The sequence below is a fragment of the Rubrivivax albus genome (assembly GCF_004016515.1).
Classification (GTDB): domain Bacteria; phylum Pseudomonadota; class Gammaproteobacteria; order Burkholderiales; family Burkholderiaceae_C; genus Rubrivivax; species Rubrivivax albus.
Map to the genome: position 1 here is coordinate 279121 of NZ_SACT01000005.1, position 15584 is coordinate 294704.

Here is a 15584-nt window from a genome sequence, read left to right on the forward strand (position 1 = left end):
TGACAACTTCTTCCCTCCTTGCCGCGCTCGCTACAGTCGCGGCCCTTCTGATGCCCCCGCTGGTTCACGCCGGCGAGGGCCACGATCACGGCGACGCTGCCCCGACGTCCACCGGCCCCGCGCTGCCCCGCTTCACGGCGGTCTCCGAGACCTTCGAGCTGGTCGGCGTGCTGAACGGCAAGCAAATCACGCTGTACCTGGACCGCACGGCCGACAACGCGCCCGTCACCGACGCACAGATCGAGATCGAGATCGCCGGCACCAAGCTCAACGCCGAGAAGCACGAGGACGTCTTCGAGGTCGTGCTCGCTGCCCAGCCCAAGCCGGGCGTGCTGCCGATCACGGCCACCGTCACCGCCGGCCAGGAGATCGACCTCCTGGCCGGCGAGCTCGACCTGCACGAGGAGGCGCACGCCGACGAGGCCGCGCATGTGCACTCGTGGAAGGAGTACGCCGGCTGGGGCGCCGGCGCCCTGGCCGCCCTGATCGCCCTGATCCTCATCGGCCGCCGCATCGCCGCAGGCCGCCAGCGCACCACCGGAGCCGTCGCATGACTTCGAACATCCTCTCGACGCGCCGCTGGGCGCGCCCGGCCGCCGGGGCACTGACTCTCGCGCTGACCCTGGCACTGTCAAGCCCGGCTCTCGCCGGTCCGGGCCATGACCATGGCGATGCCCCCGCCACACCGAACGCCAACGGCCCACAGCGCCAGCCCGACGGCAGCGTCTTCCTGCCCAAGCCAGCGCAGCGCCAGCTCGGCGTGCGCACGCTGCTCACCGAGGCCGCCGAGCTGCCGCGCTCGTTCGAGCTGAACGGCAAGGTGGTCATCGACCCCAACGCCGGCGGCAAGGTGCAGCCGCTGAACGCCGGCCGCATCGAACCCGGCCCGCGCGGCCTGCCCAACGCCGGCCAGGCGGTGCGCAAGGGCGAGGTGCTGGCCTACGTGGTGCCGTCGGCCGCGCCGATCGAACGCTCGAACCAGGCCGCGCAGCTGGCCGAACTGCGGGCCGCGAAGTCCTTGGCGGACAAGCGCGTCGCGCGCCTGAAGGAACTGGCCGACACCGTCCCCCGCAAGGACATCGAGGCCGCCGAGAGCGAGGCGCAGAGCCTCGCCGAGCGCATCGCCGCCGTCGGCACCGGCCTCGCGTCGCGCGAGGCGCTGGTGGCGCCGGTCTCGGGCGTGATCGCCTCGGCGCATGTCGTCGCCGGCCAGGTGGTGGATGCGCGCGAGCTGTTGTTCGAGATCGTCGATCCGGCGCGGCTGCGCATCGAGGCGCTGGCCTTCGATGCGGCGCTGGCCGGCAACGTCGGCAGCGCCAGCCTTGCGGTGGGCAACCAGCGCGTGCCGCTCGCCTTCATCGGCGCCGCGCGCAGCCTGCGCGAGCAGGCCTTGCCGCTGGGCTTCCGTGCCGAGGGCAAGGTGCTGTCGTCGCTGGCCGTCGGCCAGCCAGTGCGCGTCTTCGTGCAGGGCAAGGAAAAGGTGCAAGGCGTTGCCGTGCCGGTGTCCTCGCTGATGAAGAACCCGGCCAACCAGACCATCGTGTGGGTGAAGACGGCGCCTGAGCGTTTCGAGCCGCGCACCGTGACGGTCGAGCCGCTGGACGGCGTCAACGTCGCCGTGACCTCGGGCCTGAAGGCCGGTGATCGCGTGGCCACCCAGGGCGCCACCTTGATCAATCAGGTGCGCTGATGTTCAAGTGGCTCCTCGACAACAGCCTGACGAACCGGCTGCTGGTGATCATCGCCAGCGTCGTGCTGATGGCCTATGGCGCGTTCACCCTGTCCCGGACACCGGTGGACGTCTTCCCCGATCTCAACAAGCCCACGGTCACGATCATGACCGAGGCCGGCGGCATGGCCGCCGAGGAGGTGGAACAGCTCATCACCTTCCCGCTCGAGACGACGATGAACGGGCTGCCCGGCGTGGAGTCGGTGCGCTCCACGTCGTCGGCGGGTCTCTCGTTCCTCTACGTGACCTTCGACTGGAACACCGACATCTTCCGCGCCCGGCAGCTCGTGGCCGAGCGCCTGGCGTCGATGGAGGAAGGCATCGCCGAGGGCGTGGTGCCGCGCATGGGTCCGATCAGCTCGATCATGGGCGAGATCATGCAGATCGCGATCCCCGTCGATCCGCAGAAGATCAGCCCGATGGCGGTGCGCGAGTACGCCGACTGGGTGCTGCGGCCGCGGCTGCTGTCGGTGCCGGGCGTCGCACAGGTCATCCCGATCGGGGGCGAGGTGCGCCAGTTCCAGGTGCAGCCGAACACGGCCCGCATGGCCGAGCTCGGCATCACGCACGACCAGCTGGAGGCGGCGCTCAAGGGCTTCTCGGCCAACACGTCCGGCGGCTTCCTGGAGCTGAACGGGCGCGAGTACCTGATCCGCAACCTCGGCCGCACCTCGCGCCTGGACGACCTGAAGAACCTCGCGCTCGGCGCGAGCAACGGCCAGCCGATCCTGCTGCGGCAGATCGCCGAGGTCACGTTCGCGGCAGCCATCAAGCGCGGTGATGCCGGCTACGAGGGCAAGCCGGCGGTCATCCTGGGCATCCAGAAGCAGCCGACCGCCGACACGATCGCACTCACGAAGTCGATCGAGGAGGCACTGACGGGCCTGAAGGCGTCGCTGCCCGCGGGCATGGAGGCACCGCGCGTCACCTTCCGCCAGGCCAGCTTCATCGAGGCCTCGATCACCACGCTGCAGGGCAAGTTGATCGGCGCGTCGGTGTTCGTCGCGGTGATCCTGTTCTTCTTCCTCGGCACGCTGAGGCCGACCATCATCGCGTTGACCGCGATTCCGGTGTCGATCTTCATCACCGCGCTGGTCTTCCGCTACTTCGGGCTGTCGATCAACACGATGACGCTGGGCGGCCTGGCGATCGCGATCGGCGGCCTGGTCGACGACGCGGTCGTCGGCGTCGAGAACGTGCTGCGGCGCCTGAAGGAGGACCGCGCCAAGCACCCGAACAGCCGGCTGCACCCGATCGAGGTGGTGGCCCACGCCACGATGGAGGTGCGCTCGGCGATCCTGTACGCGACCGTGATCATCGTGCTCGTCTTCATCCCGCTGTTCGCGCTGCCGGGGCTGGAGGGCAAGCTGTTCGTGCCGCTGGGCATCGCCTTCATCGTCTCGACGCTGGCCTCGCTGGTGGTATCGGTGACGATCACCCCGGTGCTGAGCTTCTACCTGTTGCCGCGGATGAAGAACCTGGACCACGGAGACACCAAGGTGCTCGCCTGGCTCAAGGCCCGCTACCGCAGCAGCCTGGAGGGCGTGCTGAACCGGCCGAAGGCGGCGCTGGCCGCGGCCGGCGCGGCCGTCGTCGCGGCGGCCGTGGCGGTGCCGTTCTTCCCGACCACCTTCCTGCCGCCCTTCAACGAAGGCACGCTGCTCGTCGGCCTGCGCCTGAACCCCGGGGTGACCTTGACCGAAACCTCCGCGCTCGCGCGTCAGGCCGAGATCCTGGTCAGCCAGGTGCCCGAGGTCACGCACGTCGGCCGGCGCAGCGGGCGGGCGGAGCTCGACGAGCATGCCGAGGGCGTGCACGTCAGCGAGCTGGATGTCGGGTTGAAGCCGGCTTCCGAGCTGACGCGCCCGATGGACGAGATCCGCGCCGACATCCGCGCGAAGCTGGCCAACCTGCCGGCGGCCATCGAGATCGGCCAGCCGATCTCGCACCGCATCGACCACATGCTCTCGGGCGTGCGCTCGCAGATCGCCATCAAGATCTACGGCGAGGACCTCGATGCGCTGCGCGGCCAGGCCGACGCGCTGCGCGCGAAGCTGGCGTCGATTCCCGGCATCGCCGACCTGCAGATCGAGAAGCAGGTGCTGGCGCCGCAGATCAAGGTGCGGGTGGACTATGCTGCCGCGGCGCAGTACGGCTTGCCCGCGCCGCAGGTGCTGGCGACGCTGCAGGCGCTGGTCGAGGGCGAGAAGGTCACGCAGATCGTCGAGGGCGGCCGGCGCTTCGCGCTGGTGGTCAAGCTGCCGGAGTCGGCGCGTTCGATCGAGGGCCTCAGCCAGATCCTGATCGAGACGCCGACGGGCCGCATTCCGCTGTCGAAGGTAGCGACGATCGAAGACGGCGACGGCCCCAACCAGATCAGCCGCGACGACGGCAAGCGGCGCATCGTGCTGTCGGCCAACGCCTCGGGCCGTGCGCTGTCGGAGATCGTCGCCGACATCCGCAAGGTGGTGGCCGAGACGAAGCTGCCCGAGGGCTACTTCATCACCCTGGGCGGCCAGTTCCAGGCGCAGGAGGAGGCGTCACGCCTGGTCGGGCTGCTGTCCATCGTGTCGCTGGTGCTGATGTTCGTGGTGCTGTACAGCCGCTACAAGTCCACGACGCTCTCGGCGCTGATCATGGTGAACATCCCGCTCGCGCTGGTCGGCGCGGTGATCGGGCTTTGGCTGTCGGGCCAGCCGCTGAGCGTGGCCGCGCTGGTGGGCTTCATCACGCTGGCCGGCATCTCGGTGCGCAACGGCATCCTGAAGGTCAGCCACTACATCAACCTGATGCGCTTCGAGGGCGAGGCCTTCGACACGAAGATGATCCTGCGCGGCTCGCTCGAGCGGCTGAGCCCCGTGCTGATGACCGCGCTGGTGACGGCCTTCGCGCTGGCACCGCTGCTCTTCGAGGCCGAGCGCCCCGGCACCGAGGTGCTGCACCCGGTGGCCGTGGTGATCTTCTCCGGCCTGATCAGCTCGACCCTGCTCGATACCTTCCTCACGCCCGCGATGTTCTGGCTCTTCGGTCGGAGGAGCGCCGAAGCGCTGATGGACGACAAGGACGCCGAGGCGCTCTGACACCCGTTCCCCCACCCAACCCGCCACCCAACCCTTGAAGGGACTCCCATGAAGCTGCTCACCCTCATCGCCTCCATCGCCCTGGCTGCTGCCGGCACCGTCCATGCGGCCGGCGAGAAGCACGACCATGCCCACGAACACAAGCCGATGCACGGCGGCGTGGTCGTCGAGGTCAAGGACATGGACTACGAACTCGTCGCCAAGCCCACGGCGATCCAGCTGTACCTGCGCGACAACGGCAAGTCGGCCGACGTCTCCAAGGCCAGCGCCAAGGTGACGCTGCTGACCGGCGCCGAGAAGCAGGAGGTCGACCTGAAACCGGCCGGCGACAAGCTGGAGGCCACCGGCAGCTTCAAGGTCGGCCCGGGCACCAAGGCGGTCGCCGTGGTGACGGTGGGCGGCAAGCCGGCCACCGCGCGGTTCACCTTGAAGTGAAATCCATGAGAACCCACCGACTCCTGGTGGCTTCCGCGCTCGTCGCGGCTGGCCTGGTGGCCGGCTGCGCGACGCCACCGCCACCCAACCCGACGGCCGAAGTGCCGTACTGCCACCAGACCAACAAGGGACGGATCATCGCCTGCACCAAGGCGCCAGTTCCGAGCCTCGACGCTGACGCGGCAGCCAAGCGGTTCACGCCGGATCCCGACGCGCTGACCGTCTACGTGGTGCGGCGCAACTGGGCGGACGGTCGCAACTTCGTGACCGTTCAAGGCGACAGCGCCGCGGGTGTCGAGACGCTCCCGAACACGATGGTGCGGTTCCGGTTCAAGCCAGGGCGGCACACCGTCGCATTCGAGTTCGACAGCCAGCGCCAGACGACCACCGTCGACGGTCGGGCCGGCGAGGTGCGCTTCGTCAGGTTCGAAGGCGTGGTGTGGTCCTGGAAGAGCAGCTACAGCTGGGTGACCGAGCCCGAGAGCGCCACGCGCGAGCGGGCGCTGAAGTCGCGACTCGTGGCCGACCTGGCCGTGCGTTGACGGCGCGAGTCTGGTCGCGTGAACACACGCAACGCCGCGAAACTCCTTGCTGCGCGGCTGGTCTGGTTCGCGTTCAAGACCATGGTCGACTGGACCGTTGCTCTCGGCATGCGGCGGACGCAGCTGGTTCGGTGGTGACCAGCTGGCGCCGCGGGCGCCACACGCGGAGCGTCTGGCCCGTGCTCTCGGTTCTGGCGCGCGCACGGTCTGGTGCGTGGACCGCAGACTGAGGCGCGTACGATGCGATGGAGCATGAACCTGCGCGCCCGCGAGGCCTGGAACATGAACATCATGTGCCGGTCGCGTTGATGTCCCCGCACCCTACCTACCGCCACCGCCACCGCCGCGAGCCGATGACCCAGACACGCCCGCATCCCCTGCGAGCATCGCCTTCACTCGCATGGAGACAGGGCAGGACACCGATTCCATGAAGACGTTGGCGCTGTTCCTGGCCACCGCGCTGGCCGAGATCGTCGGCTGCTACCTGCCGTACCTGTGGCTCAAGCAGGGCCGCAGCATCTGGCTGCTGGTGCCGGCGGCCGCCAGCCTTGCGCTCTTCGCGTGGCTGCTGACGCTGCACGAGACTGCCGCCGGCCGCGTCTATGCCGCGTACGGCGGCGTCTACATCGCGGTGGCTCTTGGGTGGCTGTGGGCGGTGGACGGGATCCGGCCGACCGCGTGGGACGTCGCCGGTGTGGCGGTGGCACTGACGGGCATGGGCATCATCATGTTCCAGCCGCGCTGACGGCCTACCCTCGCCATGGAGTCGGGAACGGGGTCAGCAGGTCGTCGCGGTTGAGCCTCTGCGAGCTGGCTTGCGAATGGCCCATGTCCGCTGCCGTGATCGGCGATGAAGAACGGATCCGTGCCGTCAGGTCAGGAGGCCACTATGAAGTCGTCGATCAAGGCTTGCTGGGCGCCGGATCAGATCCTGGACTCCAGTCGCGCAGTGACCTCAGGCAGGTCTGGCATCGGAGCATCGGTTGACCACAGCCACAAACGACCCTCGGCCTGTGCGACAGCCCTGCTGCTTGCCCCGGATTCAGGCGTTGATCGGCAGCCGCCGCGTTGCCGTTCAAATCGATCCGAAAGTCTTCAATCGCTGCGGGATCACGAGGGATCCAACCTTCGTCCTGGTCATGGAAGGCACCGGGACTGCGGCTCTCCGACGCAGCTCGCGAAGGTCGCTGTAAATGTGACCTTGGACTATGCGGTGCAGCACCGAGATCGCGGCTCGCAGGGCCCAGCCTCGGTCAACTTGTCAGGACCGGCCCGATGATCAATGCGCGCCAAAAGTCGGCACCACATTGACTGCGGGCGTTCGGGCCGTGTGGGGCAGGACATGCACTCGGCTCCATGGCGACATACGTCTCGCCGGTCTCGACTCCCGGAATGAGTCGTTCGCTCTGGACTGTCAGCGCGACTGCGCATTGATCTGGTCATGCTTGGCCCGCACGTCCGATGGCCATCGCGACTTGATCCAAGACAACACGGCGACGATGTCCTCGTCGCTCATCAGACCACGGTAGACAGGCATCGCGGTACGGTAGTTGGGATCGCCGGCGACTGCCGCCACGCCGTCGCGGGTGATCCGGATCAGCACCGAATCTGGGTGGTGCCAAGTGTGGCCGCTGGCGTCGTGCGGCGGCGCGGGCAGCAGGCCGTCGGGCCCGCGCTCGCGCCAGTTCGGCTGGCCTTGAAGATTCGCACCGTGGCAGGACGCGCACTGCGCTGCGTAGATCGAAGCCCCGCGGGCGGTCAGTTGCGAATCCGCGGGTCTAAGCGTCATGCGCTCTTCGCTGCTCGCGGCCACGTTGTCGTTCTGCGCCCACCAGGCCGCGCTGCCCAGGGCCGCCAGTGCGACGGCCACCAAGACGAGCATCGTTGTCGTCTTCATCTCATGCCTCCAAGTCATGTGGGTCGGTCTTGTGCGCACCTCCGCGCGCAGCCTGTGCAGCCAACATGAACGACAACGGAGCCGGCCGCGCCACCGGCAACTGCAGCCAGAACCGGTTCATGCCGTCCGACGACGAAACTCCAACCGCGCCGCCATGCGCCTCTGCAATGGCCTTGACGATGGCCAGGCCGAGGCCGGCGCCTTCGCCCTCGCGGTGGCGGGCCGGATCGACGCGGTAGAAGCGGTCGAACAGATGCGGCAGGTGGGTTGAATCGATGGCCGCTCCCGGGTTCTCCACCTCGACCCGAACCGAACCGGCTTCGGCCAGCAGCCGGACGACCACGGTCTGGCCGCGTTCGGTGTGGCGAAGCGCGTTGCCGACCAGATTGCTGATCGCGCGCTGCAGCATGCCGCGGTCGCCGGCCGCGGCCGGCACGCCACCCTGCGTCGAGTCCAGCCGAAGGCCCACGCCGGCCTCCTCGCTCAAGGCCTCGAAATAGTCGAACACGGCCTGAACCTCGGCTTCGAGCCGGACTTCCGCCGTCTGCAGCCGCCGTCGCGGGTTCTCGGTCTGTGCCAGGAACAGCATGTCGCCGATCATCTTTCGCATGCGGTCCAGCTCGTCCAGCCCGGTGTAGAGCACCTCCCGATACGCCACCGGGGAACGTTCCTTCGACAGCGCGACCTGGGTCTGCGTCATCAGGTTGGTCACCGGTGTGCGCAACTCGTGGGCGATGTCGGCCGAGAAGTGCGACAGGCGCTCGAAGCTCGCCTGCAGCTGGTCCAGCATGGCGTTGAACGACGTCACCAGGGTAGTCAGTTCGGCGGGAACGGACTGGGGTTCCAGCCGCAGGTCGAGGTTGTCGGACGTCACGCCGCGCATGCTGGCCCCGATGCGCCGGATCGGCGCGTGGCCCCAGCGCACGGCGATGCACACGGCGAGCACCGCCAGCGCGGTGGCGGCCAGCGCCCCCCGCCACAGGCCCTGCCGCAGCCGGGCCAGGTAGTGCTCGTGTGCATCGGTCGACACCGCCACCAGCACCCGATGGCCGCTGACCGTGAGCACGCCGCCGCGATAGGTGTCGGCGCCTACCGACCAGGCGGCCAGGCGCTCAGGCGCAAGGCGCCGCACAGGCTCCGCACGCCGGGCAGCGTCCAGCAGCGCATCCGGCGCCCGCGCATAGATCGGCTGATCGCGGCCGTCGAGGACCGCGAAGTACACCCCGTGGTGACCGGCCACCGCCTGGGCCACCCGTTCGCGCAGCGCCAACGCGCTGCCATTCGGCTCCACAGCCAGCGCCTGACCGAGCGAGTCCGTCACGGCCTGCAGTTCCCCGAAATCGAGTTCCTCGAAGTGTCCCTCGATCGATCGGGACACCAGCCATGCGCTGGCGGCGAACACGACCGACATCGTCAGGCTGACCACCAGCGTGATGCGCAATGCCAGCGACCACGGCCGCAAGCGCGCCGACTCATTCGGCATCGGGCAGGTCCAGCATGTAGCCCATGCCGCGCACGGTCTGGATCAGCTTGGGCTCGAAGTCGTCGTCGACCTTGGCGCGCAGGCGCCGGATCGCGACGTCGATGGCGTTGGAGTCGCTGTCGAAGTTCATGTCCCAGACCTGCGACGCGATCAGCGAGCGTGGCAGCACCTCGCCGCGGCGGCGCATCAGCAGTTCCAGCAGCGCGAATTCCTTGGCCGTCAGCACCAGGCGCTTGCCCGCGCGGGTGGCTCGGCGCCGCGGCACGTCCAGCACCAGATCCGCCGCCTCCATGCGCTCGGCGACGGGGGCCGCGTTGCCGCGCCGCAGCAGCGTGCGCACGCGGGCCAGCAGTTCGGAGAAGGCGAAGGGCTTGACCAGGTAGTCGTCGGCCCCGGCCTCCAGACCCCGGACACGGTCCTCGACACCATCGCGCGCGGTCAGGAAGAGAACCGGCGTCTCGCGGCCGGCGTCGCGCAAGGATTTCAGGATCCGCCATCCGTCGACGTCCGGCAGCATCACGTCCAGGATCAGCAGGTCGTGGTCGCCGGTCATGGCCTGGTGGTGGCCGTCCAGACCGTTGCGGGCCAGGTCGACGACGAATCCTGCCTCGCCGAGCCCCTGGCGCAGGTAATCCGCGGTGATGGCTTCGTCCTCGATGACCAGCAGCTTCATGGTCGTTCGTCCTCCTCGTGCAGACCGAGGCTAGTCGGGCGCGGCTTTCCAGCACATGACAAACACATGACGTGATCGTAATGAAGGCGTCATGGCTTCGTTCGTTGCGGATTTGCAGACTCCGGCCCGTTGATGACCACCCGCAGAAGAACCGCATGACCACTCGATCGTCCCTCGCTGCACTGCCGCGCCGCCGTTTCGTCCAGGGTCTGGCCGCCGGCGGCGTGCTGGCCGGGCTGTCGCCGCTGCTGACGCCGGCCCGTGCCGCCGCCGACGCCGCCGCGCGCCGTGCCACCCCCGTGCTGTCCGGCACCGAATTCAATCTGGAAATCGCCGAACTGCCGGTGAATTTCACTGGCACTCCGCGCCTGGCCACCGCCATCAACGGCTCGATCCCGGCGCCGACCTTGCGCTGGCGCGAGGGCGACGAGGTCACGATCCGCGTCACCAACCGCCTGCGCGAGGCGACTTCGATCCACTGGCACGGGATCATCCTGCCCTACCAGATGGACGGCGTGCCCGGCATCAGCTTCGCCGGCATCCCGCCGGGGGCGACCTTCACCTACCGCTTCAAGGTCGAGCAGAGCGGCACCTACTGGTACCACTCGCACTCCGGCATGCAGGAGCAGACCGGCATGTACGGCGCGATCGTCATCGACCCGCGCGACGGTGGCGCGGCGCGGGCGCAGCGTGACCACGTCGTGCTGCTGTCGGACTGGACCGACGAGCCGCTGGGCGTGCTGCACAAGCTCAAGGCCCAGGGCGACTACTACAACCTCAACGAGCCGACGGCGATGGATTTCTTCCGCGACGTCTCGGCCAACGGCCTGGGTGCCGCGCTCGACAAGCGCCGCATGTGGAACCAGATGCGCATGAGCCCGACCGACCTGGGCGACCTGTCGGCACGCACGCTCACCTACCTGACCAACGGCACCACGCCGGCTGGCAACTGGACCGGCCTTTTCAAGCCCGGCGAGCGCGTGCGGCTGCGCTTCATCAACGGCGCGGCCAACACCTTCTACGACGTGCGCATCCCGGGCCTGAAGCTCAGCGTCGTGCAGGCCGACGGCGTCGACGTCGAGCCGGTGACGGTGGACGAGTTCCGCTTCGGTCCCGGCGAGACCTACGACGTGATCGTGCAGCCGAAGGACGAGGCGTACACGATCTTCGCGCAGTCGATGGAGCGCACCGGCTATGCGCGCGGCACGCTGGCCGTGCGCGACGGTCTGCAGGCCCCCGTGCCCCAGCCGGATCCGGTGACCTGGCTGACCATGGGCGACATGATGGGATCCATGGACCACGGTGCCATGGCTGGCATGGGCCACGGCGCGATGTCCGGGATGAACCATGGCGGCATGGCCGGCATGGATCACTCGAAGATGCCAGGCATGTCGGGCATGAACCACGGTGGCATGGCCGGGATGGACCACTCGAAGATGTCCGGCATGGACCATGCCGCCATGGGGCACGGCGCCGCACCGGCCAACCCGCTGGCGCGCCCGAGCACCACCGCGCGCCACGCGCGCACCGAGTACGGCCCCAGTGTCGACATGCGCGTGGACATGGCGCGTACCAACCTCGACGACCCGGGCATCGGCCTGCGCGACAACGGCCGGCGCGTGCTGACGCTGGCGGACCTGCACACCGTCGGCGGGCCGCTGGACCCGCGCGGCGCCGAGCGCGAGATCGAACTGCACCTCACCGGCAACATGGAGCGCTACACCTGGTCCATCGACGGGCTGGCCTTCGGTTCGTCGACGCCGGTGAGCATGAGCTACGGCGAGCGCGTGCGGATCATCCTGCACAACGACACGATGATGACCCACCCGATGCACCTGCACGGCGTGTGGAGCGAGCTGGAGACGCCGGATGGTGCCTTCCAGGCCCGCCGGCACACGATCCCGGTGCAACCGGCGCAGCGCGTGAGCTTCCTCGTCACCGCCGACGCGATGGGCCGCTGGGCCTGGCACTGCCACCTGATGCTGCACATGCACGAGGGTATGTTCCGCGAGGTGGTCATCTCGTGAACCAGGCCATGTACCGCCCCCTCACCGGCTCCCAACGAACACCAGGACGAACCTTGACCCTTCCCACGACACTGAAGATCGCCGCGCTGACCGCGGCGCTGACCGCCGGACCCGTGCTGGCGCAATCGGCGGGTCACGCCGGTCACGGCAGCAGCGCGCCGCCCGCCGCATCGGCGAGCGCGGACAACGCCGCCAAGCCCAAGCCGCCTGCGCCGATGGCGGCCATGGACCATGGGGACATGCAGATGCAGGGCGGCTCGGCGCCGCCCGATGCGCGCGACCCGCATGCCTACGCCGGCGGCCACACCCTCACCACCGGGCCCTACCTGATCTCGAAGGAACGGCTGCTGCGCCTGGGCGACGAGCAGAGCACGGGCTTCTTCCTGGCCGACAAGTTCGAGGCGCAGCGCAGCGATGGCCAGACGACCGGCGCCTACGACCTGATGGCCCGCTACGGGCGCGACTACAACCGCCTGGTCATCAAGGCCGAGGGCGAGATCGCCGGCGGGAAGCTCGAGGAGTCCCGCACCGAAGCGCTCTGGAGCCGCGCGATCGCCGGCTACTGGGACGGCCAGCTCGGCCTGCGCCACGACACCGGCCCCGGCCCGGCACGCAACTGGCTGGCGTTCGGCATCGAGGGCCTGGCGCCCTACTGGTTCGAGGTCGACGCCACCGCCTACGTCGGTGACGGTGGCCGGACCGCGCTGCGTCTGAGCGCCGAGTACGAGCTCCTGCTGACCCAGAAGCTGATCCTGCAGCCGAGCGTGGAACTGGCCGCCTACGGCAAGAGCGACCCGGCCAACGAGATCGGCAAGGGCCTGTCCAGCGTCAGCGCCGGCCTGCGCCTGCGCTACGAGTTCACGCGCCAGTTCGCGCCCTACGTGGGCGTCGAATGGGCCGGCCGCTTCGGCGAGACCGCCGACATCGCACGGGCCGACGGCCGCCCCACGCGCGACACCCGCGTCGTGGCCGGCGTTCGCTTTTGGTTCTGACACGTTTCGACCCCCCTCACCCCACCCAACCCCATCGACCAGGACACGAACATGAAGACACGCACGATCAAACGCCTGCTGACCGCCACCCTGGCCGCGCCGCTGGTGGCGCTGGCCGCCGGTGAACATGGCGGCGGCCATGGCAAGGACATGGCCGACATGCACAAGGGCATGCAGGGCATGCACGGCGGCGGCGCCATGGGCGGCCACGACTCGGCCGCCGGCAAGCCCGGCGACCCGGCCCAGGTGACCCGCACGGTGCCGGTGGAGATGGACGACAACATGCGCTTCACGCCGTCGGAGATCAGCGTCAAGGCCGGCGAGACGATCCGCTTCTTCGTCGTCAACAAGGGCAAGGTCCCGCACGAGATGGTCATCGGCAGCCAGGCCGAGCTCGACGAGCACGCCGAGATGATGAAGAAGATGCCCGGCATGAAGCACGCCGAGCCGAACCAGATCAACCTGGAACCCGGCAAGCGCGGCGGCATCGTCTGGACCTTCGACAAGGCCGGCACCTTCGCCTTCGCCTGCCTGGTGCCCGGCCACAAGGAAGCCGGCATGGTCGGCAAGATCGCCGTCAACTGACCGCCCATCGCCGTCGCCGGTCACGGGCCTGAGAACGCGCTGCCGTGCGCATCCTGGTCGTCGAGGACGAGCGCCGCCTGGGCGCCTACCTGCGGAAGGGCCTCACCGAGAGCGGGTACACCGTCGACGTCGCCGACAACGGCGTCGATGGCGCCCACCTGGCCAGCGAAGGCACGTACGACCTCGTCGTGCTGGACGTGATGCTCCCCGGCAAGGATGGCTTCGAGGTCCTGGCGGACCTGCGTGCGCAGCGGTCGGTGCCGGTCCTGATGTTGACCGCGCGCGACGCTGTCGAGGACCGGATCCGCGGCCTGACGGCGGGCGCCGACGACTACCTCGGCAAGCCCTTCTCCTTCGGGGAGTTGCTGGCCCGGGTCCAGGCCCTGCTGCGCCGCGGGACCAAGCGGCGCGACATCGAGCCGACCGTCCTGCGCATGGCCGACCTGGAGCTCGACCTGCCGCGCAGGCGCGCCACGCGCAGCGGTCGGACCCTGCCACTGACGGCCAAGGAGTTCAATCTGCTGGTCCTTTTCCTGCGCCGCCGCGGCGAGGTGCTGTCGCGCACGGAACTGGCCGAGCAGGTGTGGGACATCAACTTCGACAGCGACACCAATGTCGTAGACGTCGCCGTGAGGCGCCTGCGGATCAAGCTCGACGACCCGTTCCAGCGGCGGCTGCTGCACACCGTGCGCGGCATGGGCTACGTGCTGGAGGAGCGAACGGAGTGAGCGCCGCTGCACCCCGGCCAAGGGCCCCGCCGTCACCTTCGCTCGGGGGGACGCTCTCGCTTTGGCTGGGGCTGCAGGGGCTGGTGGGCGCCCTCGCAGTGGCGGCCGCTGTCGTGGCCGTCAACGCATGGACGCTGGAGGCGCGCCAGGCAGACCTGCTGCAGGTCAAGAGTGCGATCGTCCGCCAGGAGCTCGCGCGGCCCGCGCCGGCCGGCGCGGCCCACGACCTGCAACAGCACCTCGCCGCCTTCCTGGCCGGACACGAGGCGATGTCGCTTTCCGTGCGAACGGTGGCGGGTGATCTGTTGTTCGACTCCATCACCGCCGCGGCAGCATCGTCCAATGCACGTCCCGTGCGGACCATCGCGTGGCGCGACCGCTGGCCGGGCGCCGGCGGTCAGCCGGTCGACGTCGTGCTCGGGCTGGACATCGGAGCCGACATCGCCCTGCTGCAGCGGGTGGCCTGGATCGTCATCGCGGCCTCGGTCGCCGCGGCGATGCTGTCGAGCCTCACCGGCTATGCGCTCGTTCGCCGAGGGCTGCGGCCGATCCGCGCGCTGTCCGCGGCACTCGACGAGATGACGCCCTCCCAGCCCGGTGCGCGCCTGCCTGACAGGGGGCAACCGGCAGAACTGGTGCCGCTGATCCAGCACTTCAACGCGCTGCTGGCGCGCACCGAAGAGGCCTACCGCCAGCTGGAGAGCTTCAACGCCGACGTCGCGCACGAGTTGCGCACGCCGCTGACGACGCTGATCGGCAGCAGCGAAGTGGCGCTGCGCCGCAGCCGGAGCCTGGACGAGCTGCGCGACGTGATCGCGGGCAACCTCGAGGACCTGCGCCGGCTCGCCTTCGTCGTCAAGGACATGCTGTTCCTGTCGCGCGCAGACCGCGGCGCCCGTGCGCGACGAACGCCTGTGCCCAGCCTCGCGGCGGCGCTCTCCGACATCGTGCAGTTCCACGAACCTGGCCTGGACGAACGGCAGGTCGCGCTCGTGGTCGAGGGCGATGCACGCGGCGACTTCGACGTGGCCCTGCTGCAGCGCGCCGTCGCCAACCTGCTGGGCAACGCATCGCGTCATGCGCTGCCGGGGACGACGGTTCGCGTCTGCATCGAGCCGACGACGGACCGCGTGCGGCTGTCCGTCGTCAATCGGGGCGCGCCGATCGACGAAGCCTGCCTCCCCAGGCTGTTCACGCGCTTCTATCGCGATGACCCGGCGCGCGAGCGCGCCGATGCTGCGCATCACGGCCTGGGTCTGGCCATCGTCGCGGCCATCGCGCGCATGCATGGCGGCACCGCATTTGCCAGGTCACGCGACGGCCACAATGCGTTCGGCATCGAGTTGCCGACCAGCGAACACGTCGCAAGCGCCGCGGCGGTCGGCACGCGCCGGTGACCCGAGCGCACCGATA

Annotated in this window: 14 protein-coding genes; 11 read left to right on the forward strand and 3 right to left on the reverse strand. The window is 69.2% G+C overall.

Going from position 1 to position 15584, the window contains the following annotated elements:
* Positions 1-50: 50 nt before the first annotated feature.
* From ENE75_RS16400 to ENE75_RS16425, 6 genes are all read left to right on the forward strand, one after another.
* On the forward strand, positions 51-554 hold the full coding sequence (locus ENE75_RS16400; RefSeq protein WP_233259126.1) for a hypothetical protein: 504 nt from the start codon (positions 51-53) through the stop codon (positions 552-554).
* Complete coding sequence (locus ENE75_RS16405) at positions 551-1690, forward strand: efflux RND transporter periplasmic adaptor subunit (RefSeq protein ID WP_128199392.1); 1140 nt, start codon at positions 551-553, stop codon at positions 1688-1690. The genes ENE75_RS16400 and ENE75_RS16405 overlap by 4 nt, the downstream gene beginning before the upstream one ends.
* Positions 1690-4809: an efflux RND transporter permease subunit gene (locus tag ENE75_RS16410; RefSeq protein WP_128199393.1), complete on the forward strand. Its 3120-nt coding sequence runs from the start codon at positions 1690-1692 to the stop codon at positions 4807-4809. The genes ENE75_RS16405 and ENE75_RS16410 overlap by 1 nt, the downstream gene beginning before the upstream one ends.
* A gap of 48 nt (positions 4810-4857) precedes the next feature.
* Positions 4858-5244, forward strand: coding sequence for a hypothetical protein (locus tag ENE75_RS16415; RefSeq protein WP_128199394.1), 387 nt, complete (start codon positions 4858-4860; stop codon positions 5242-5244).
* Between the two features lie 5 nt (positions 5245-5249).
* A complete protein-coding gene (locus tag ENE75_RS16420; protein WP_128199395.1) occupies positions 5250-5786 on the forward strand; it encodes a hypothetical protein in 537 nt (178 codons plus the stop codon).
* A gap of 427 nt (positions 5787-6213) precedes the next feature.
* Complete coding sequence (locus ENE75_RS16425) at positions 6214-6531, forward strand: YnfA family protein (RefSeq protein ID WP_128199396.1); 318 nt, start codon at positions 6214-6216, stop codon at positions 6529-6531.
* Between the two features lie 669 nt (positions 6532-7200).
* Here the strand turns inward: ENE75_RS16425 and ENE75_RS16435 are convergent.
* Genes ENE75_RS16435 through ENE75_RS16445 form a run of 3 tightly spaced genes read right to left on the reverse strand, consistent with a single transcriptional unit; the run spans position 7201 to position 9839 of the window.
* Positions 7201-7683 (reverse strand): c-type cytochrome, encoded by a 483-nt coding sequence (locus ENE75_RS16435; protein WP_128199397.1) that lies wholly within the window; start codon positions 7681-7683, stop codon positions 7201-7203.
* A gap of 1 nt (position 7684) precedes the next feature.
* Positions 7685-9166, reverse strand: a complete 1482-nt coding sequence (locus tag ENE75_RS16440) for a heavy metal sensor histidine kinase (RefSeq protein WP_128199398.1) — start codon at positions 9164-9166, stop codon at positions 7685-7687.
* Positions 9156-9839: a heavy metal response regulator transcription factor gene (locus tag ENE75_RS16445; protein WP_128199399.1), complete on the reverse strand. Its 684-nt coding sequence runs from the start codon at positions 9837-9839 to the stop codon at positions 9156-9158. The genes ENE75_RS16440 and ENE75_RS16445 overlap by 11 nt, the downstream gene beginning before the upstream one ends.
* 155 nt (positions 9840-9994) lie before the next feature.
* Here ENE75_RS16445 and ENE75_RS16450 point away from each other — a divergent pair, with 155 nt between their 5' ends.
* The 5 genes from ENE75_RS16450 to ENE75_RS16470 are packed head-to-tail and all read left to right on the forward strand — an operon-like array spanning position 9995 to position 15568.
* Complete coding sequence (locus ENE75_RS16450) at positions 9995-11866, forward strand: copper resistance system multicopper oxidase (protein ID WP_128199400.1); 1872 nt, start codon at positions 9995-9997, stop codon at positions 11864-11866.
* Between the two features lie 8 nt (positions 11867-11874).
* A complete protein-coding gene (locus tag ENE75_RS16455; protein ID WP_128199401.1) occupies positions 11875-12858 on the forward strand; it encodes a copper resistance protein B in 984 nt (327 codons plus the stop codon).
* 51 nt (positions 12859-12909) lie between these two features.
* A complete protein-coding gene (locus ENE75_RS16460) occupies positions 12910-13443 on the forward strand; it encodes a cupredoxin domain-containing protein (protein WP_128199402.1) in 534 nt (177 codons plus the stop codon).
* Between the two features lie 44 nt (positions 13444-13487).
* Positions 13488-14171 carry a heavy metal response regulator transcription factor gene (locus ENE75_RS16465; RefSeq protein WP_128199403.1) on the forward strand — a complete coding sequence of 228 codons (684 nt, stop codon included), beginning with the start codon at positions 13488-13490 and terminating at the stop codon, positions 14169-14171.
* Positions 14168-15568: a heavy metal sensor histidine kinase gene (locus ENE75_RS16470; RefSeq protein ID WP_128199404.1), complete on the forward strand. Its 1401-nt coding sequence runs from the start codon at positions 14168-14170 to the stop codon at positions 15566-15568. The genes ENE75_RS16465 and ENE75_RS16470 overlap by 4 nt, the downstream gene beginning before the upstream one ends.
* Positions 15569-15584: the final 16 nt, after the last annotated feature.